Origin of the sequence: Mesorhizobium sp. M7D.F.Ca.US.005.01.1.1 (assembly GCF_003952545.1) — a bacterium.
Classification (GTDB): Bacteria; Pseudomonadota; Alphaproteobacteria; order Rhizobiales; family Rhizobiaceae; genus Mesorhizobium; species Mesorhizobium loti.
On sequence record NZ_CP034453.1, the window covers coordinates 3,328,932 to 3,348,109 of the forward strand.

General features: G+C 60.2%; 14 protein-coding genes. 5 read left to right on the forward strand and 9 right to left on the reverse strand.

The window, feature by feature from the left end; all coding sequences use genetic code 11:
- The first annotated feature begins 80 nt into the window (after nucleotides 1-80).
- The 3 genes from EJ076_RS35235 to EJ076_RS15835 all read left to right on the forward strand — a co-directional run bounded on the left by EJ076_RS35235 (nucleotide 81) and on the right by EJ076_RS15835 (nucleotide 1,181).
- Nucleotides 81-260 (forward strand): hypothetical protein, encoded by a 180-nt coding sequence (locus tag EJ076_RS35235; protein ID WP_164548509.1) that lies wholly within the window; start codon nucleotides 81-83, stop codon nucleotides 258-260.
- A gap of 12 nt (nucleotides 261-272) precedes the next feature.
- Nucleotides 273-482 (forward strand): hypothetical protein, encoded by a 210-nt coding sequence (locus tag EJ076_RS15825; RefSeq protein ID WP_126068514.1) that lies wholly within the window; start codon nucleotides 273-275, stop codon nucleotides 480-482.
- A 435-nt stretch (nucleotides 483-917) separates the two neighbouring features.
- Nucleotides 918-1,181 carry a hypothetical protein gene (locus EJ076_RS15835; RefSeq protein ID WP_126068516.1) on the forward strand — a complete coding sequence of 88 codons (264 nt, stop codon included), beginning with the start codon at nucleotides 918-920 and terminating at the stop codon, nucleotides 1,179-1,181.
- 151 nt (nucleotides 1,182-1,332) lie between these two features.
- Here the strand turns inward: EJ076_RS15835 and EJ076_RS15840 are convergent, their stop codons facing one another.
- From EJ076_RS15840 to EJ076_RS15870, 6 genes are all read right to left on the reverse strand, one after another.
- Complete coding sequence (locus EJ076_RS15840; protein WP_126068517.1) at nucleotides 1,333-4,455, reverse strand: DEAD/DEAH box helicase family protein; 3,123 nt, start codon at nucleotides 4,453-4,455, stop codon at nucleotides 1,333-1,335.
- A gap of 340 nt (nucleotides 4,456-4,795) precedes the next feature.
- Nucleotides 4,796-6,136, reverse strand: coding sequence for a restriction endonuclease subunit S (locus EJ076_RS15845; RefSeq protein WP_348639822.1), 1,341 nt, complete (start codon nucleotides 6,134-6,136; stop codon nucleotides 4,796-4,798).
- Nucleotides 6,133-7,968 carry a class I SAM-dependent DNA methyltransferase gene (locus EJ076_RS15850; protein ID WP_126068519.1) on the reverse strand — a complete coding sequence of 612 codons (1,836 nt, stop codon included), beginning with the start codon at nucleotides 7,966-7,968 and terminating at the stop codon, nucleotides 6,133-6,135. The genes EJ076_RS15845 and EJ076_RS15850 overlap by 4 nt, the downstream gene beginning before the upstream one ends.
- A gap of 964 nt (nucleotides 7,969-8,932) precedes the next feature.
- On the reverse strand, nucleotides 8,933-9,589 hold the full coding sequence (locus EJ076_RS15860) for a hypothetical protein (protein ID WP_126068520.1): 657 nt from the start codon (nucleotides 9,587-9,589) through the stop codon (nucleotides 8,933-8,935).
- A 458-nt stretch (nucleotides 9,590-10,047) separates the two neighbouring features.
- Entirely contained in the window at nucleotides 10,048-11,571 is a 1,524-nt protein-coding gene (locus tag EJ076_RS15865) for a recombinase family protein (protein ID WP_126068521.1), read from the reverse strand.
- A gap of 53 nt (nucleotides 11,572-11,624) precedes the next feature.
- Nucleotides 11,625-11,966, reverse strand: a complete 342-nt coding sequence (locus EJ076_RS15870) for a DUF2147 domain-containing protein (RefSeq protein WP_126068522.1) — start codon at nucleotides 11,964-11,966, stop codon at nucleotides 11,625-11,627.
- Nucleotides 11,967-12,415: 449 nt separating this feature from the next.
- Here EJ076_RS15870 and EJ076_RS15875 point away from each other — a divergent pair, with 449 nt between their 5' ends.
- Nucleotides 12,416-12,682 (forward strand): sel1 repeat family protein, encoded by a 267-nt coding sequence (locus tag EJ076_RS15875; protein ID WP_010915070.1) that lies wholly within the window; start codon nucleotides 12,416-12,418, stop codon nucleotides 12,680-12,682.
- Between the two features lie 394 nt (nucleotides 12,683-13,076).
- Entirely contained in the window at nucleotides 13,077-14,198 is a 1,122-nt protein-coding gene (locus EJ076_RS15880; RefSeq protein WP_109662624.1) for an ABC transporter substrate-binding protein, read from the forward strand.
- A 91-nt stretch (nucleotides 14,199-14,289) separates the two neighbouring features.
- Here the strand turns inward: EJ076_RS15880 and EJ076_RS15885 are convergent, their stop codons facing one another.
- From EJ076_RS15885 to EJ076_RS15895, 3 genes are all read right to left on the reverse strand, one after another.
- Entirely contained in the window at nucleotides 14,290-16,272 is a 1,983-nt protein-coding gene (locus EJ076_RS15885) for an acetyl/propionyl/methylcrotonyl-CoA carboxylase subunit alpha (protein ID WP_126068523.1), read from the reverse strand.
- Between the two features lie 127 nt (nucleotides 16,273-16,399).
- The gene (locus EJ076_RS15890; RefSeq protein ID WP_109662635.1) at nucleotides 16,400-18,007 is read right to left on the reverse strand and encodes a carboxyl transferase domain-containing protein; all 1,608 of its coding nucleotides are present in this window, start codon (nucleotides 18,005-18,007) and stop codon (nucleotides 16,400-16,402) included.
- A 1-nt stretch (nucleotide 18,008) separates the two neighbouring features.
- Nucleotides 18,009-19,172, reverse strand: a complete 1,164-nt coding sequence (locus EJ076_RS15895) for an isovaleryl-CoA dehydrogenase (RefSeq protein WP_109662637.1) — start codon at nucleotides 19,170-19,172, stop codon at nucleotides 18,009-18,011.
- Nucleotides 19,173-19,178: the final 6 nt, after the last annotated feature.

The following is a 19,178-nucleotide window of genomic DNA, read 5'->3' on the forward strand; positions in this document are numbered from 1 at the left end:
TCCTCTCTTGGTCAATCCGCGCTTGACATTTATGTTCTCTTTTTGTTCACTTTTGCCATGCAGCGTTTGGAGTGATCGCCATGCACCACATTGTGACACTGGACAGCCGGCAAGAGGCTGCCCTTCAAGCCGTCGCCGACAAGTTCGTTGCCGTCCACAAAGGGGACGTGATGAAGGCGCTCAAGGAAATGATCGTTCTTAACGGTCGGCTTCAGGATCAGCTCGATGGTCGCTCGGCACCGCGCCGCGCGAGCCGCTAGGATGAAAGCACCATGGGTACGATGCACTTTGACGCCGAAGCCAAAGCCGAACTGCACTCCGAAGCGGAGAAGTTGATCGCCCGCTACGACAGCCCGCTCGAGACTGTGAAGGCGCTCATGGTCTACAACTGCGAGCTTGAGACCAAGATACTTGCCGTGGCCTACCGGCGTCCGGGCAGGGTTGCGATTGGCTACGACGAGACCTCGCCTGTCGTTGGTTGAGGCCAGCGACATGAGCGACGAGATCAGGCTTCCAAGGCCCGAGCACGTCACAGCCCCCGGCATCCAGCATCATTGTTGCGAACATCCTGGCTGCGGCAAGGATGCCGGATGGGGTTTCGCCAAGCCAAAGCAGACACCGCATTGGTTCTGTTTCGAGCATCGCGGCAATGGTGAGAGATGCCTGTGAGACAGAACAATGCCAGCCGAGCAACAGCAAATTGATCCTCCCGCTACTGACTGGGACCTTGCGGTCGATCAGACCATCGCGACCTACGGAGGGGATGCCCGAGAGGCGGTGAAGGCTCTTCTGGCCGCCAACGCCGCATTAGAACGCGAGGTGGCCCTGTGGGCTCCTGCGGTCAGCTATGGGTTCAGCCGGGGGTGGCATCGACGGAAGCGCTCCAGCACCGACTAACAGCCGACGAAAGGCATCAAATGTCAGACCACATTCTTCCCCAGCAGAGCGCCCCTAAGCTGATAGTTGTCACCGCCTTCGACCGCGATGAGAGTGGCGACCTTCAGCCTGTCTATGGGCCAGCCGAGCAGCAGACCGAGGACCGGGCGATAAGGACCGCAAAGGGCTTGGCGGGGAAACATGCCGGGGTCATTGCGTGGTCGCGCGATGCCAACCCGTCGCTCGGCGAATATGGGGAGCCGACAACGCTCTTTGTTGGCGGGGACGTGCCTGACATGGAGTGAGGGTCGGACGGCCAGTGTTCTCGCCTTGCCCGGCCTCACGAAAGGTTCATGAAGGTTTACTAATGTGCCCTACTAGGGGACCATTAAGTGGACGAAGATAGCCCGTATCGTGAAGCCTATCGCCTACCCATTCATCTTCCTGCCTTTGCCATCACGGCGAAACGTCGGTCTCTTCCCGCCGCGTCCTAAGATCCTCCCAGAGTTGCCCCGGTCCGAGAAGGACATCTTTGAGGCCGTCGCGGATTTTGGCCGAGTCCAGCGCCTGCTTGCTCATCGTCGTGTGTGCCTCGAAGGCGTCGATGATGGCGTCGAGGATCGCCTTGGACAGATCGGGGGAATTTGCGAACTGCTCCTTGGAGTTGTTGGCGGCTTGCTGAGCAAGCGTCTCAGACTCCATCAGTTTGCCCTTGATGACATTGTTCACATAGATGAGCTGATCATCGTCGGTTACATCGCCCTGAAACAGGTCGTTCAGCTTGGCGACGATCTCCGCCAGCAACGCTTTCTGCTTCTCCTGAACGGAGCCTGAGCCGGTTTCAGCGATCGGCTGGAGTTTCTCACCTTCGCCGCCCAGCGCCAGCGTACGCTTCCCCTTGTCGGCAAGCTTATGGTGGGTAAGCATTAGACCGGAAACGTCGATCTCCTGCCGCTCGCGCCCGAACTCCAGCAACGGGACGAGGCGGCGGTAAAAGATATGGCGGCTTTCGATGGCGGTGTTGCCGTAGTCGAATATCTGGGACAGGAACGCATAAAGGCGCACGAACGCGCCCATGTCGGCACGGAACAGCACGAGAGCATCCATCGTGTCCTGAGCGTCTTTGGCCGCCTTGGCATCATCTTTCGACCTGGCTATGCGCAACCGCTCTTGAGCATCCCTGTAGGAGCGCAAGAGCCGGTCAGTGACAGGCGTGATGGCGGCGACGAGGTCGCCCTGCTTTGATGTCGGGTCCAGCTCGACCTTGACCACCCGCTCGACCTCGAAATCGTCGTAGTACCCCAAGGCGTCCAGTTTGGCCCGCAGGTCGAAGACGAGATTGGGGTCAGTCACATTCTCCAACGAGGCAGTCTCGTAGTAGGTCTGGAAAGCCTTGAGGATGTCGTCGCTGCTGTTGATGAAGTCGAGGACATAAGTCGTGTCTTTTCCGGGATGCGCACGGTTGAGCCGCGACAGGGTCTGCACCGCCTGTATGCCTGCCAACCGCCGGTCGACATACATGCCGCACAAAAGGGGCTGATCGAACCCGGTCTGGAATTTATTGGCCACGAGCAGGATATGATACTCGGGCAACTTGAAGGCCTCGCGGATGTCGCGACCGTTCAACCCCGGGTTCATCCCCTTGCTGGTTTCGCTGAAAGGGTCCGGCCCGCTTGTCTGGTCGTTGACCTCACCCGAGAACGCCACCAACGTCCCCAGCTTGTAGCCCTTCTCCTTGATGTATTTGTTGATGGCGAGCTGCCAGCGCACGGCCTCAATGCGGCTGCCGACGACAACCATCGCCTTGGCCTTGCCGTCGAGCAGTGGCTGCACCAGCGAGCGGTAATGCTCGACTACGACCTGCACCTTCTGGCTGATGTTGTAGTCGTGCAGCCGCACCCAGCGCATCAGGGACTTGACCGCAGCACTGCGCTCGACCTCGGTGTCGTCCATCTCCTTGCCCTCATGGGCAAGCTTGAAGGCAAGGCTGTAGGGCGTGTAGTTGCGCAGCACGTCGAGGATGAAACCCTCCTCGATGGCCTGTCGCATGGAATAGACGTGGAAGGCTGCTGGCAGGTTTGTTTCGCTGGCAGACTGTTCCGGAAAGGGGCGACGGCCAAACAGCTCAAGGGTCTTCGCCTTTGGCGTGGCTGTGAAGGCGACATAGGTGATGCCCTTGTCGCTTGCCCGGGCAGCCATCTGGGCGGCGAGAATGTCCTCGGAGCTGATCTCCCCTCCGTCGCCGAGGTCGGCAAGTTCCTCAGGGGAAAGCACCGCCTTTAGCTGGGCTGCAGCCGCGCCTGTCTGGCTGCTGTGCGCTTCATCGGCAATGACCGCGAACCGCTTCCCCTGCGACGCCGCCAGTTCCTGTACGGCCTTGAGGGCAAAGGGGAAGGTCTGGATGGTGCAGACGACAATCTTTTTGCCGCCAGCCAGCGCCTCCGCCAGTTGCCCGCTTTTTGCGCCGCTGTCGCTCTTGATGGTGACGACGACGCCGGTGGTCCGCTCGAAGTTAAAGATCGCTTCCTGCAATTGCGTGTCGATGACGTTGCGGTCGGACACCACCAGCACCGTGTCGAAGACCTTCCGGTGCCTTTCGTCGTGGAGATCGGCGAGGAAGTGCGCGGTCCACGCGATGGAATTGGTCTTGCCGGAACCAGCCGAGTGCTGGATGAGGTACTTGCCGCCAGCCCCTTCGGCCAGCACCGAGGCGCGAAGCTTGCGTGTCGCGTCGAGTTGGTGGAAGCGCGGAAAGATAACACCCTTGATCTTCTTCTTGCTGTCCCGCTCGGCCACCATGTAGCGACCGAGGATTTCAAGCCACGAGTCCCGCTGCCAGATTTCTTCCCACAGGTAGGCCGTTGGATGGCCTTTGGGGTTCGGCGGGTTCCCCTTGCCCCCGCCATTGCCCTTGTTGAAGGGCAGGAAGCGCGTCTGCGGACCCTCAAGCCTTGTCGTCATCATCACTTCGGCATTGCTGACAGCGAAGTGAACCAGTGCGCCACTTGGAAAGCTCAACAGCGGCTCGGGGTTCTGGACCTTGGGGATCGGATGGCGGTCGAACCTATACTGGTCCACCGCGTCGGTGACCGATTGTGTGAAGTCCGTCTTGAGTTCGACGGTGGCAGCCGGCACCCCGTTGAGGAACAGCACGAGATCGATGGCGTTCTCGTTGGCGAGCGAATAGCGCACCTGCCGTACGACGCGTAGCCCGTTGGCCTGATACCGGGCAAGAATGTCGGAGTTCATCGCCAGTGCTGGCTTGAACTGGGCGAGTGCCAGGGGTGCCCTGAGGCCGATCATCTCGACACCGTGGCGCAATACGTCGAGCGTCCCGCGTTCATCGAGCTGCTTGCGGATGCGATCGAGAAGAAGTGGTTCAGCAGCAGCGCCATGGGATTTGCTCAGGGTGTCCCAGGCATTCGGCTGGCTCGCCTTGACCCATGCCACGACATCGGCGGGAAACAGCGCACGGGTCCGGTCGTATGCAGGAGCATCACCATCGGCGTACAGCCAGCCGTTCGCAGCAAGATGGTCGCAGATTTCGGCCTCGAAGCTGATCTCCTTGTGCAGGGTCATTTTCCCTTGCCCCCCTTGCCACTTCCGGGGGCGCCCCCTTGGACGAAATGAACTCTGGCCGATTTGCGACCGGAAACGCGCTCGCCGTCCCTGATCTTTGCCTGCCGTTCCTCGATGTATGACCTTGGCAGCGGCACTCGGGACGCCTCAGGACTCCTGTCGGGCTTCACGACAGTTAAGCCGCCCATCGTCTTCTGTAACCGGCAAAGCTCTTCTCTTAGGCGTCTACGTTGCGCGGCGTCTTTACAATCTTTCAGACTTTCCGACAGCGATTTGATCCGCTTCTCGATCCATGCTGGCGGAGCAAATTGCGCAATGATTTTTCCGGAGGGCGTTCGCCTCATGCCGCCGTCTCGACGTTCGCGTATTGCCGCACGTCGATCTTGCCGGTAACGGCGGCGGAAATCAGAGCGGCGCGTCGTTCCTGAAGCAAACTGACTGCATCCGCAGCCTTTGAGATCAGTGTGTCAAACTCAGTAGTCTTGCGGGTGAGGTAGTGACAAATTTCGACCTGCTCTTCCAGAGGAGGAAGGACCATCGGAATTTCCTTGGTCTTTTCTTGGTTCATGATGCCAATTGTCGAGGCGTTCGAGAGGTATCGCATTGCGTCTGCTTTGGATGCCAACGAGAATGCCAAAAACTGACTGTCCACGAATTTCGATGGTATAACAGCATTAATCTGCTGGTTCGCCGATGACCGTGCAACAGCAAGCCCGACTTTACCCAAGGTCGCGCCGATGCTGACAACCAACACCGAGCCTTCTGGAAAGAAACTTGCTTCACCATTTTCGATACTCTCTTTGGACACTGCTTTGGCCGCTATGTCCAAGAGAAGTTGTCCATTGAAATCGCCGGGAGTGTACCAAGGTACGCCGCCTTCGATCTCGACTGCTGGTGTTTCGGTCGTCGGTGTTCTTCCTGTTTGAACACCGGTTACAAAACGACGAAGCGGGCCGACCTGCCAATGGTCCGGCACGTTGCCCAGCCACTCGACCCCCGTGTCTTTCATCGGGACATTGGAGTTCAGACCCTTGGTGACTGCATAGGAAATGACGGTCTGGCGCTTCTCCTTAAGCAGTTCGATCAACCGTTCCTGCTGTTCCACCAAGGCATCTATCTTGCTCGTCTCGCGGTCGAGAAAGGCTGAGATGGCGGTCTGTTCGAGGAGGGGTGGCACTGGTACACGTACCGCACCGAGAAAGCTTCGACTTACCCGATCTCTGGTGCCCCCCCTACACTGCCCCTCCATGTAGCTCAGGTAGTTAGGTGAGGAGAGGAGATAAACAATGAACCGCCGGTCGTTGTCGCTGGACGGCTTCATTATACAAACGTCAACCGACGTTATCATGCGAACCCCGAGGTGAGGTGCCAAGCATGCCCTCCCGACAGGCTCTGCCAAGCGGCAGATTAGTACATCCCCAGGGCTCACCTCTGTGCATCTCAAGTCATCAAAGGTTCTCTCAGACACATATCTGAAGCCCTGCTCACGGAATTGGCCTGTTCCCACGTTGCCGGTCTGAAGTAAGCGGACTCCGTCCTCTGTAATGTACGGCGCTTCAATCCAGTCGCCGTCGATGAATGAAGCGCGACCCGCTACAGCTAACCCTCGAAGGGGAAGTGCCCGCCAATGGCTTGGCAATTCACTGATCCACTCAACCTCCGACTTGGCTTGTTGTGTCACGCTGAAAGCTCTCTGATCATTTTCAGGATATGGTCGGTGACCTGCTTCAGATCGGCATCAATCTCGGCAAGTGGACGCGGCGGCTCGAAGACGTAGAAGTGCCGGTTGAAGGGGATCTCATAGCCGACCTTGGTCTTCTCGTGGTCGATCCATGCGTCCTCAGCATGGGGCAGAACCTCGCGCCGGAAATAGGCGTCCACGTCCTCGGCCAGCGGCACGTTTTCGGTGTCCCTAAGCGCACTGTCGGCCTGAGGCTTGCCCTTGTTCTTACCGCGCTCGCCAAGGACAAGGCGTCCCTGCTCGTCCCTCAGGGGGCGCTCTACGGCGATGGTGCGGTAGCCGAAGTCCTCATTGGCAAAGATGCGCGACAGTGGCGCAAGCTTGACTTTGCCGCTCTCGGGGTCCGCCGGAGGCTGCTCGCCCTCCAGCACGACCTGCCGCGCCACTTCCTTGCCATGGGCGTCCAGCACGGTTGCAAGCTTCGCCTTGAGGAAGCCGCCGAACAATCTGGTGACAGTGGCGATGTCTTCGTCGCCCATCTCCTTGCGCTTGGAGCCGAGGCTTTTGCGCATCTTGCGCCAGAAGCTCGACGCATCGATGAGCTGCACCTTGCCCTTGCGGTGGGCTGGCTTGCGGTTGGATAGCACCCAGACATAAGTGGAAATGCCCGTGTTGTAGAACATGTCGACGGGCAGTGCGACGATGGCCTCGACCAGATCGTTCTCCAGCACATAGCGGCGGATTTCGCTCTCCCCGCTGCCCGCCCCGCCGGTGAACAATGGCGAGCCGTTCAGCACGATGCCGAAGCGGCTGCCGCCATCGACCGCCGGTCGCATCTTGGACAGAAGATGCATGAGGAACAGCAGCGACCCATCGGACACCCGAGGCAGCCCGGAGCCGAACCTGCCGTTGAACCCTTGGCTCTCATGTTCGGTGCGGACAGCCTTCTCGACCTTTTTCCACTCGACGCCGAAGGGCGGATTGGACAGCATGTAGTCGAATTTTTCGTTCGGATGGCCATCGTCGGACAGGGTGTTGCCGAAGACGATGTTGGCAACATCCTGACCCTTGATGAGCATGTCCGCCTTGCAGATGGCGTAGGACTCCGGGTTCAGCTCCTGCCCGTACATGACCAACGACGCTTTGTCGTTGTGTTCGACGAGATGCTCACCGGCCACCGAAAGCATCCCGCCGGTGCCCGCTGTTGGGTCGTAGATGGTTCGCACCACGCCTGGCTTCGACAGGATGGCGTCGTCTTCGACGAACAAAAGGTTGACCATCAGCCTGATGACTTCGCGAGGCGTGAAGTGTTCACCAGCGGTCTCGTTGGAGAGTTCCGCGAACTTGCGGATCAATTCCTCGAACACGAGGCCCATCTGGTGATTGTCGACCTTGCTGGGGTGCAGATCGATGCGAGCGAATTTTTCGGTGACCTGATAGAGCAGCCCTGCTTTGGCGAGGCGGTCCACCTGTACCGCGAACTCGAACCGCTCGAAGACGTCGCGCACATCCGGCGAGAAGGCTTGGATGTAGGCGAACAGGTTCTGGGCGATGTTATCCTGATCGCCCATCAGCTTGTGCATGTCGAGCTTTGACGTGTTGTAGAAGGTCTGCCCGGCCTTGCGCAGAACGAAGGGCTCGGGGTTCATCCCTTGGGCAGTCTTGGCCGCATGCTCGGCCAGCACGGCTTCCTTGGTCGGCTCCAGCACACAGTCGAGACGCCGCAGCACCGTGAAGGGCAGGATGACCTTGCCGTAATCAGCCTGCTTGTAGTCGCCCCGAAGCAGGTCCGCGACCGACCAGATGAATGCCGAAAGTGCCTGCTGGTTCAATTTCTTGTGTCCCCCAAATCAGTTTTGCGAGACTAAAGCCGACAGGTCAACAAATGGCAACGGCAATGCAGAGGCCTTCTAAGGGGCCAAAGGGGGAATTGAGGCAGCCCAGGTTAGTCGGGATACACCTACCGTAACGTCAATCGTTGGCTCAACATGGTATTGTTGAAAGACCAATCCGAGCTGCGCTATCTCGATTGCGCAACCATGGGGGGATAGATCGTGAAACGCAGCTGGATTATCTCGACAATTTTGCTGGCCGGGTGTGTCAGCAATACTGGACCACAGCCAACTCTTATAGGCGGCAACTACTATATGGGCGGTGACTCGGATTGTGCCTTTTACAAGATGCACCCGACCAACAGCAAAATCTTCTGCTATAACAGCGAGCGTCAACCAATCGGGGAGAGGTTCGCCCTGACGCCGGCGCAAATGGCGATGTATCAGCAGACTCAGCCTCGGCAGAACCAAAGCTCAGGGACTGACTTCATAGTCCAGCCAGCTCCGATCCAGTATCCGACCATAGCCGCTCCCCAGGTGACGCCGATTACTCCTCCTGGAGGGAACCAGGTGAGGTGCATCAAGACCGGTATCTATACGAACTGCAGGAGCTACTGACCCACTCGACAGGGCGCTCCCCCTCCAACAAAAAAAGGTGGGAGCAAGGACTCAGACTTAAAGCACTCGGAGAGATGAACTTCAGGTTGTCGTCAGGTTGGCTATCGGAGAGCCTATACCGATAGAAGAGCTGACTATCCTGAAGCCATGGCTTGGGTGAGACAAAGCGATGATCATCATTGATGACTATCAATCTTTGTCTCCCTCAGCGAAGCTGGCAATGCGGTCGGTTATCCCATGAACGGCGAAGCCGTCTCATCCATGGGTTCCTGACTGGTACCGCCAGGCTATCTCGAACCTCCAGTGATCTCCTGTCTATAGTATAGCGACGACCGATTTCTTTGACTTAGAGGTTGCTAATGGACTTTGCGTGGTACCAAACCGCCTGCTTGGACATGCCACTCAGTTGAACGATATCGGCCTGCGTTCTACCCTCGGCCAGTAATGCCCGCACGGTATCCCGAGCCTTGGGTTTCTTGACGGTTCCTGTTGGTGCCTTCAGGAGCCGCGCGAGAAACTCAAGTCCATCGGGGGTCACCAAGGTTCGGACCCAGTTCTCGTCCTTCCGTCTGTAGTGAATGGATATCAGAAGGCCGTCGCCTATCGCTGCTCTCGTGGCGATTGCGTCGTGGCGATACTCCGGTTTCCTTGCGGTCGGGTCGGTCACCATGGACACCATGCGCCAAGCAAGGCGGCGCTCGACCAGCCCCTTGCGTTCCAGCAGGGGGATCAGTTTTCGGACGGTGGTATCGATGCGGTAGCTTTCCCGAAGGACATCGAGGGCCTTGGAGAATGACAGGCAGCCGGTGACAATCTCGCCAGTGACGAGGTTGAAGATTTCTCCGCGAGCAAGGGTGGGCCGTCCGCACTTGGTTTTGTAGCGGACACTTTCTGTGATCACCTCTGCGGCGGTCAGTGACCGACCGCTTCGGGCAATAGCTGCCGACTTGTGATGCTTGATCCATCCAGTGAGGCTGGGCGTGAGCTTGGTGTGCATGGTCATGGCGATGGAATGCCTTTCTCGGGCCTTAGGCGTGTTGGGAGTCGATTGGCTTAGGTTGGCAGTATAGGGGTGGCCACGGCTTGACACGTCGCGGGTCACGTTCTGCGGTCGGGCGGCGTTGCCGTCCCGAAGGGCCTTAGTTTCATCGACCGAATAGCGGCGGGTGAACCAGTCAGGTATCAGGTCTTGCTTGTGGGGCGTGGTGCCCTTGGCGACAGGCCGTGAAGAAAACGGGGGCGAAGTGGCGAGGAGCTTCGTACGTCTATCATTATGGGTGGGTAATCGTCATGGAGGGCGTTGTATCCCTCTGTATGGGAACCTAATTAGCAACCGCTAATTCTCGTGGTCTATCACTCAACATGAGCGGGCAATATCAGCGGGTTGCGCACGGGCGTTGCCACGAAGGCAGCAAGCGCGTCGCTCCTCTATATGGATACCTATTCTATATGAGTGCGTAATCAGCCCGGCTCGCCGGTGCTGTCGAAGATAATCGCGTGGCTGTAACCGCTTCGCATGGTGACAACCGCCCTCCTGAGGGTCTTGCTGTCGCTCTCAAGGTCTATGCGAGACACAAGGTTGGAGATGAGCCCTTGGGCTCCCTTCCGGTCCTCCTTGGCCAGCCGTCTAATCTCTTCCTGATCCATCTCGAAGTCGATGACAGCCGCCGCGCTCTCGCGGTATCGGGCGTCGTTCTCTCGGATGGCTACGATCTCCCGCCGCTTTGCCTCTATATGGCGGGCCAGTTCATCGGCCTGCCCTGAGAAAGCCTTACGGACATCGGCGGTCTCTGCCTCAAGGGCACCGGCAACAGCATTGGACTTCTTGGCCTCAAGGGCACCTATGGTCTCCTCAAGTTTCGCTGCGAGATCGGGGGTCGTCTGGTCCTGCGGTACAGGAACAGCCAGGAAACCAATGCGGTCAATCAACTCTCGCTCGAACTGGTCATATCGCCAGTTGGGGGCGGTACATCCGGTGCGCTTGAAGGTCTTGCCCGTACAGGTGAAATAGCCCCACACCGCACTACCCTTCTTAGAGGACGTGAGAACCATCGGGGAGGCGCAGTGTCCGCAGTGGACCATGCGAGAAAACAGGTTCGATGTCCGCCCCACCTGTCTGCTGTGACGACGGGCCTTGGTGCGCTGGCGAGTGACCAGCCATTCGGTCTCGGTGATCAGCGCCGGGAAATAACCAGGGACCTCTTCGCCCTTGAGGACAAGGCACCCGTAGGCGGCTTGGGACCGAAGGACATCCCCGACGACAGCTTGTGCCCAAGTGTTCCCTCCGGGCGAGGGGATGCCGCGAGTGTTCAATATCTGTGTAATTGCCTGTTGTCCGTGGCCTTCCTCGGCAAGCTTGAAGACCAGCCGCGCGTCATCGGCTCGCCCATTCAGCCCGTTGGTTTCACGGTCAATCCAGAAGGGGAGCTTGGCGACCTTGACCCTTCCGCCTCCGCTTGCGACCGCTGCCCGTGCTTTCTCGGCCTTTCGTTTCCACGCTTCGCCGACCCGATGGGACAGCTTGGCGCTGTACTCATAGGCGGCTTGCATGGACATGAGGGACATCATCAGGCTGGAGAAGTTAGCGCGGTAGTCTTCATACGTGTGGACTCGCTGGTCCTGCAGGGTCACTAAAGTAAGGCCGGTCTTGAGTAGTTCGGAGAGGACTGGCTGGGCATCCATGGGATGAATGCGTGAGAAGCGGTCGAGGTTCTCCAAGAGGAGGACCGTATCGCTTGGGATGGTCCCGGCCTTCACATCTGCAATGAACTGCCCGAGGCTTGCCGCGAGATCGAGGTTGCCTCCCTTGAAGGCTGACACCCCGTTGTCAACCAATCGCCCGTCGAGGGTGAGGCCGAAGTTGGTGCAGAACGCTTCTGCATTCTTTGTCTGCCGGGCAGAGCTGTCGCCCTGGGCCTGCTTGCCTGATGACCAGCGGGCATAGGAAATCGCACTACGTCCCTTGAGTTCGCGGGGCTGTAGCATGGCTGGACGGTCTCCTTTGGTGCTTGGAGACCGTCCGATATCACCCTGCAGAATTAAAGTCTATGCCAGGTCTGGCTCTTGCAGATCAGTCCGCCGAGCACGCAGCCGCTCATCTTCAGCGAGCTGCCCGAAAGGGTCGCCTTGCCCGAATAGGTCTTGTCGTTTGCCGGATCGGTTATGTTGCCGGCATATTTGTTGTCGCCTGCCGCCTTGAGCGAGCCGATGGTCTTGCCGGCATATTTGCCGGACTTGAGCGTGATGGAAAACGTGCCGCCGCCAGCGATGGCCGCGGTGTCGCCGGCCTGCGTCTTCCAGTTGCCCTCGATCGGATCGGCCCAGGCCGCACCGGCCATGATCAATGTGGCCACAAGGGCCAGGCTCGCTTTTCGAAACATGTCTTCCTCCCTTTGGATGTCCGGCTGGGTGCTCCGCCTCGCCGGTCTGCCGCTTACGCAAACGTAAGCTAATCCAGCTCCCAGCAAAACAAAAGCGGTGCCGCAACGGAAGACTTTCGGATTTTGAAAGCCCCTGAATGCGCCTCCTGGCCAAGGAAATGAAACGATCAGCGCTTCGCCATTGTCTCCCGTGGTTAGCGAAGTCTTGACTTGGCGTCGGAAAATTTTCGTCAAATTTGACGCAAGCAGGCTGAATTGCTGGCTTTGTATCCTTAACGAATTTTCGCGTTTACCTCTTGTTTTAGCTTTGTTTTCCTCAAATTAAGCACGCCATTTAACGACGGATTCAAGCCTGCACGGCATTCTCGAAAGCATCGGAAGAGCAGCCGGCAAGCACGAACGAAGGCAGCTCTCGGGAGCCTGACAGGGGCCGGAAACAGGGGATTGAAATGGCACGTTTTGAAATGCTTGAAGCAGGTTTCGGCGCCATGGGGGCAACTGCCCAGGCCGACATTCTTTTCGAACTGGGCATGATGTATGCGACCGGCCGCGATTGCGAGACCGATGTCGTTGCCGCCCACAAATGGTTCAACATCGCCGCGATCAAGGGCTCGGCCCGCGCCGCGGAACTGCGCTCGGAACTGTCGGCGGCCATGTCGAAGGTCGAGATCGCCAAGGCGCTTCGCGAAGCCCGCGAATGGATGACCATGCACTGAGATCTGCCAATCGCAGATGGGCTTATCGAAGACAGGGAAGCTCCGGGATCAAGACTGCACAGACAGCCAGACCCGGCGGAACAGAAGGCCGCGCAAGACGGTCAACGACATAAAAGAAAGAGAACGCGGCAGGCCGCAGGGCCTAGTCGTGCGCGACACAGGGAAGGTGAGCGGGATTTTTAGGCGCGGGGGCGCCTGGAGATTGCTCGACGGGCAAAAAGCCACGACCAGCCGGAACAAGGCTGGCGTGGCTTTTTGCGTGGATGACGTCTTGCAGGCCCAATCGAGCGGCGCCAATGCGCCTAGACAGGCCCAAGGAAGGATGAAATTGTCCGGCCTCTCTGGAAGAAGCGCGGCCGGGGCGGCCGCGCGTGAGTGGAGGAGTTCTACCATCATGAAAAAATTGAGTATTTTGAACGCGGCCATATTCGGCCTGATGATGAGCACGCCGGTCGCATTCGCCGACGACATCACCTTTGCGGTGATCGGCCCGATGACCGGACAGCTCGCCACCATCGGCGATCAGTTCAAGCAGGGCGCACAGGCCGCTGCAGACGCCATCAACGCCGCTGGCGGCGTCAACGGGTCGATGATCAAGCTCGATATCGAAGACGACCAGTGCGATCCCAAACAGGCCGTGTCGGTTGCCAACCGCGTCGTCGCCGATGGCGTCAAGTTCATCGACGGCCATGCCTGCTCGGGTTCGAGCATCCCGGCCTCGGCCGTCTATGCCGAAGCCGGCGCTCTGATGATGAGCCCGGCTTCTTCCAACCCGGTGCTGACCGACGCGGCGGCCAAGGCCGGCTGGCCAACGATCATGCGGCTTTATACCCGTGACGATGCGCAGGGTGCTTTCATCGGCCCGTGGATCGCCAAGAAGTTTGCCGGCAAGAATGTCGTCGTCCTGCATGACAAGAGCGCCTACGGACAGGGCGTGGCTGACGCCGTCAGGGCAACGATGAATGCCGGCGGCCTCAAGGAGGTCTATTATGACGGCATCAACGCTGGCGAGAAGGACTATTCGGCTCTCGTCACCAAGCTCAAAGACTTGAAAGCCGACGTCGTTTATTTCGGCGGCTATCATCCTGAAGCTGGCCTGATCCTGCGTCAGTCGGCGGAACAGAACCTGAAGTTCCAGCTGATCATGCCGGACTCCATCGCCTCGCCCGAATTCTGGCAGGTCGCCGGCCCGGCCGGCGAGGGCACCATGTTCGTCTTCCCGTCGGATCCCCAGGCAAAGCCGGAAGCCAAGGCAGCCGTCGAGAAGATCAAGGCCGGCGGTTTCGTGCCGGAGGGCTTCACGCTGTTCTCTTACGCCACCATCCAGGCTTTCGCTGAAGGCATCAAGCGCGCCGGCAGCGACGATCCGGCCAAGGTTGCCGAAGCGTTGAAGAACGGCACGCCGATCAGCACTGTTGTCGGTGATGTCACCTTCGACGAGAAGGGCGACCTCAAGAATGCCAGCTACGACATCAACCAGTGGCATGACGGCAAATACGCGCCGATCGCGCAGTAGTCGCCGCCCTGGCGACTGGATAGCATAGAGAAATGGCCGGGCTCGTCCCGGCCATTTTCTTGTTTGCCCTGTGGTTTGTCTTTCCGAGCCGTCAGCTCACTGCTGCGGTCGAGGCGTTTTGGTCCTCGACGAACCGCACCAGCACCGTCCCGTCGGTGACCTGCGCGCCCTCTGTGGCGATCTCGGCGATCACGCCGTCATGCGGCGCGGCGATGGTGTGCTCCATCTTCATCGCCTCGAGGATCAGCAGCGATTGGCCCTTGGTCACGGCATCGCCTATTGCCGCGCGCACCAGCTTGACCAGCCCCGGCATCGGCGCACGCAGGCTGCCGGCGCCTGCCGCCGCATCATCGGCCCGTGCCAGCGGGTTCGGCACGGCGAAGGTATAGCCAACGGCACCCTCGAACACCGTGATGTGGCCTGGCCAGCAGGCGAGACGTGGCGCGGCGCGAAAATCATGCGAATTGGTGTCGTCATAAGGCTTGTCCAGCGCGACCTGGAATCGCCCGTCCGGCCGTACCGAGACCTTCGCCGCGATATCGTCTTCGCCGAACTTCAGCCGTGTGCGTCGCGCCACGCTGTGGAAATGCGCATAGCCGGCAATCGACGACCACGGATCGTCGGATAGCGGCGCTGCTCCGGCGCCGGAGGCCGCAACGGCCGCGGCAGCAATGGTTTCGCCGGTCGGCGGCGCGATCTCGGTCAGCGCCGTCTGGTGCCTGGAGATCAGGCTGGTGTCGACATCGCCTGCGGCAAAGTCCGGATCGGCGGCGAGAGCGGCAAGAAAGGCGGTGTTGACGGTCGAACCGGCGATCTCGGTTCGCGACAGCGCCGCACCGAGCGCGTCAAGTGCCGCCTGCCTGTCCTTTGCGTGGACGACCAGCTTGGCGATCATGGGGTCGTAATAGGGCGAGACGGCGTCACCCGCCCGCACGCCGGTCTCGATGCGCATAGTCGCGCCTTCGGGGGCTGCATCCGGAAATTTCAGATGATGCAGCGTGCCGGTCGCCGGCAGGAATCCTTTTGCCGCATCCTCGGCATAGATGCGCGCCTCGAAGGCATGGCCGGCGAGCGCAATCTCGCTTTGCATCTTCGGCAGCTTCTCGCCCGATGCGACCCGCAACTGCCACTCGACCAGATCGGTGCCGGTCACCATTTCGGTGACCGGATGTTCGACCTGCAGGCGGGTGTTCATTTCCATGAACCAGAAGCGGTCGGCCTTCAGGCCCTGCGAGGCATCGACGATGAACTCGATGGTGCCGGCGCCCGAATAATTGATCGCCTTGGCGGCTTTCACCGCTGCCTCCGTCATCGCTTTGCGCAAAGCCTCGGTCATGCCAGGGGCGGGCGCTTCCTCGATCACCTTCTGGTGGCGGCGCTGCGCCGAGCAGTCGCGCTCGTAGAGATGCACCGCATTGCCGAAATTGTCGCCGAACACCTGCACTTCGATATGGCGCGGCTTGTCGACATATTTTTCGACCAGCACGCGGTCGTCGCCGAAAGCGGCTTTCGCCTCGCGCCGTGCGCTGGACAATGCCTCGGAAAACTCATCGGGGTGTTCGACCCGGCGCATGCCCTTGCCGCCGCCGCCGGCGCGCGCCTTGATCAGCACGGGATAGCCGATCTCGCGTGCCTTGGACGCAAGCAGCACGATCTCCTGCGCCTCGCCATGATAGCCCGGCACGACCGGCACGCCGGCCTTTTCCATCAGCCGCTTGGCGGCATCTTTCAACCCCATGGCACGGATCGAGGCCGCCGACGGGCCGATGAAAATGAGCCCCGCCGTCACCACCTGGTCGACGAAATCAGGATTTTCCGACAGGAAGCCGTAGCCGGGATGAATGGCTTGCGCGCCCGTGGCCAAAGCCGCGGCGATGATCTTGTCGCCGCGCAGATAGCTTTCGCCAACGGGCGAGGCGCCGATATGCACCGCCTCGTCGGCCATCTCGACATGCAGGGATTTCGCGTCGGCATCCGAATAGACGGCAACGGTACGCACGCCCATCTTTCGAGCCGTGCGGATCACCCGACAGGCGATCTCGCCGCGATTGGCGATCAGGATCTTGGCGAACATGGAGCCTCCCTAGCCACGGTTTGCTTGGAGCGACGCAGACGTTCCTTTGCGCCCCCGTGCTTGGCAGTCCGGCCCTTGGTGTCGGCCTCTCCCTTACCAAGGGAGTGCTCTACGGATGATCCGGTCATCACATCCGGAACACGCCGAAGCGCGTCTCCTCGATTTCGGCGTTGAGCGCGGCGGACAGGCTGAGCGCCAGCACGTCGCGCGTTTTCGCCGGGTCGATGATGCCGTCGTCCCAAAGGCGTGCGGACGAGTAGAGGGGATGGCCCTCATGCTCATATTTCATCAGGATCGGCTTCTTGAATTTCGCCTCTTCCTCGGCGCTCCATTCCCCGCCTTTGCGCTCGATGCCTTCGCGCTTGACCATGGCGAGCACGGTTGCCGCCTGTTCGCCGCCCATCACCGAGATGCGGGCATTCGGCCACATCCACAGGAAGCGGGGCGAGTAGGCGCGGCCGCACATGCCGTAATTGCCGGCGCCGAACGAGCCGCCAATGATCATGGTCACCTTCGGCACCTTTGCGGTAGCGACTGCCATCACCAGCTTGGCGCCGTCCTTGGCGATGCCGCCCGCCTCGTATTTCCTGCCGACCATGAAGCCGGTGATGTTCTGCAGGAAGACCAGCGGGATCTTGCGCTGGCAGCAGAGCTCGATGAAGTGCGCGCCCTTCAGCGCGCTTTCGGAAAACAGCACGCCATTGTTGGCGATGATGCCGACCGGCATGCCGTGCAGATGGGCAAATCCGGTGATCAGCGTGGTGCCGTAGTTCTGCTTGAACTCATCGAACTCGGAACCGTCGACGATGCGCGCAATCACCTCGCGCACGTCGTAGGGCTGGCGCAGGTCGGTCGGCACGATGCCATAGAGTTCATCCGCCGGATGAAGCGGCGGAATCGCTCTCCTAGAGTTCAGGCTTACAGTCTTGTTGCGATTCAGGTTTTTGACGATGCGGCGGCAGATGGCGAGCGCATGGTCGTCGTCCAGCGCATAGTGGTCGGCAACGCCGGAGAGCCTGGTGTGCACATCGGCGCCGCCGAGGTCCTCGGCGCTGACGTCCTCGCCGGTGGCCGCCTTCACCAGCGGCGGGCCGCCGAGGAAGATGGTCGCCTGGTTGCGCACCATGATCGTTTCGTCCGACATCGCCGGCACATAGGCGCCACCCGCCGTGCACGAACCCATGACGCAGGCGATCTGCGGGATACCGGCCGCCGACATGTTGGCCTGGTTGTAGAAGATGCGGCCGAAATGTTCGCGGTCGGGAAACACCTCGTCCTGGTTGGGCAGGTTGGCGCCGCCGCTGTCGACGAGATAGATGCAGGGCAAATTGTTCTGCAGCGCAATCTCCTGCGCCCGCAGATGCTTCTTCACCGTCAGCGGATAATAGGTGCCGCCCTTCACCGTGGCGTCGTTGACGACCACCATCACCTCGGTGCCCTCGACGCGGCCGACGCCGGCGATCATGCCGGCCGATGAAATCTCCTCGCCATACATCGACCATGCGGCGAACTGGCCGATCTCAAGGAAGGGTGAGCCGACATCCAGCAATTGCGCGAGGCGCTCGCGCGGCAGGAGCTTGCCACGGGAAGCGTGGCGCTCACGCGCTTCCTCCGAACCACCGCGCTCGACGGTGGCAGCCTTCTCCGCAATGTCGGCGACCAGCGCCCGCATGCGCTCGGCATTGGCACGGAAGCTTTCGGAGGAGGGCGAGATCTGGGTTTGCAGCGTTGCCATGCTATACCCCCTCCGCCATGATCTCCCGCCCAATCAGCCAGCGGCGGATTTCGCTGGTGCCGGCGCCGATCTCGTAGAGCTTGGCGTCGCGCAAAAGGCGGCCGGTCGGATAGTCGTTGATGTAGCCATTGCCGCCAAGCAGCTGGATGGCGTCGAGCGCCATCAGCGTCGCCTTCTCGGCGGCAAACAGCACACAGCCGGCGGCATCCTTGCGCGTCGTCTGGCCGCGGTCGCAAGCGGCGGCGACAGCATAGACGTAAGCGCGCGCGGCATTCATCGTCGTGTACATGTCAGCCAGTTTGCCTTGCACCAGCTGGAACTCGCCGATCGCCTGGCCGAACTGCTTACGCTCGTGCACATAGGGGATTGCCACGTCGAGGCACGCCGCCATCAGGCCGATCGGGCCGCCGGCAAGCACCGTGCGCTCATAGTCGAGGCCTGACATCAGCACCTCGACGCCTCGTCCTTCCTCATGCAGCACGTTGTCGAAGGGCACCTCGACATCCCTAAACACCAGTTCGCCGGTGCTGGAGCCGCGCATGCCTAGCTTGTCGAGTTTTTGCGCCACGGAAAACCCGGCCATTGCCTTCTCGACGATGAAAGCGGTGATGCCGCGTGATTTCCGGTCCGGATCGGTCTTGGCATAGACGACCAGCGTCTCGGCATCCGGCCCGTTGGTGATCCACATCTTGGTGCCGTTGAGCACATAGCGGTCGTTGCGCTTTTCGGCGCGCAGCTTGAGCGAGACTACGTCCGAGCCGGCGCCGGATTCCGACATCGCCAGCGCGCCGACACGCTCGCCCGAGCACAGTGGCGGCAGGAATTTTTCCTTCTGCGCCGTCGTCGCCCAGCGGTTGATCTGGTTGACGCAGAGGTTGGAATGGGCGCCGTAGGAGAGGCCGACCGAGGCTGAAGCGCGGGAAATCTCTTCGACGGCGATCACATGCGCAAGATAACCCATGCCGCTGCCGCCGAAATCGGGGTCGGCGGTGATGCCAAGCAAGCCGAGTGCGCCGAGTTCGCCCCACAGATGCGCCGGGAATTCGTTCGAGCGATCGATGTCGGCGGCGATCGGTGCGATCCTGTCCTGGGCGAAGCGCCGCACCATGTCGCGCAGCGCCTCGATCTCCTCGTCATGCCCGAAGCTGAGCGTGTTCGTGTACATGCTATC

What these genes read in the sequence shown, in the direction of transcription:
- EJ076_RS15825 (WP_126068514.1), top strand. Translation starts at nt 273, where the DNA reads ATGGGTACGATGCACTTTGACGCCGAAGCCAAAGCCGAACTGCACTCC.
- EJ076_RS15865 (WP_126068521.1), bottom strand. Translation starts at nt 11,571, where the DNA reads ATGCTACAGCCCCGCGAACTCAAGGGACGTAGTGCGATTTCCTATGCC.
- EJ076_RS15890 (WP_109662635.1), bottom strand. Translation starts at nt 18,007, where the DNA reads ATGGCAACGCTGCAAACCCAGATCTCGCCCTCCTCCGAAAGCTTCCGT.
- EJ076_RS15870 (WP_126068522.1), bottom strand. Translation starts at nt 11,966, where the DNA reads ATGTTTCGAAAAGCGAGCCTGGCCCTTGTGGCCACATTGATCATGGCC.
- EJ076_RS15835 (WP_126068516.1), top strand. Translation starts at nt 918, where the DNA reads ATGTCAGACCACATTCTTCCCCAGCAGAGCGCCCCTAAGCTGATAGTT.
- EJ076_RS15885 (WP_126068523.1), bottom strand. Translation starts at nt 16,272, where the DNA reads ATGTTCGCCAAGATCCTGATCGCCAATCGCGGCGAGATCGCCTGTCGG.
- EJ076_RS15880 (WP_109662624.1), top strand. Translation starts at nt 13,077, where the DNA reads ATGAAAAAATTGAGTATTTTGAACGCGGCCATATTCGGCCTGATGATG.
- EJ076_RS15895 (WP_109662637.1), bottom strand. Translation starts at nt 19,172, where the DNA reads ATGTACACGAACACGCTCAGCTTCGGGCATGACGAGGAGATCGAGGCG.
- EJ076_RS35235 (WP_164548509.1), top strand. Translation starts at nt 81, where the DNA reads ATGCACCACATTGTGACACTGGACAGCCGGCAAGAGGCTGCCCTTCAA.
- EJ076_RS15840 (WP_126068517.1), bottom strand. Translation starts at nt 4,455, where the DNA reads ATGACCCTGCACAAGGAGATCAGCTTCGAGGCCGAAATCTGCGACCAT.
- EJ076_RS15875 (WP_010915070.1), top strand. Translation starts at nt 12,416, where the DNA reads ATGGCACGTTTTGAAATGCTTGAAGCAGGTTTCGGCGCCATGGGGGCA.
- EJ076_RS15860 (WP_126068520.1), bottom strand. Translation starts at nt 9,589, where the DNA reads ATGACCATGCACACCAAGCTCACGCCCAGCCTCACTGGATGGATCAAG.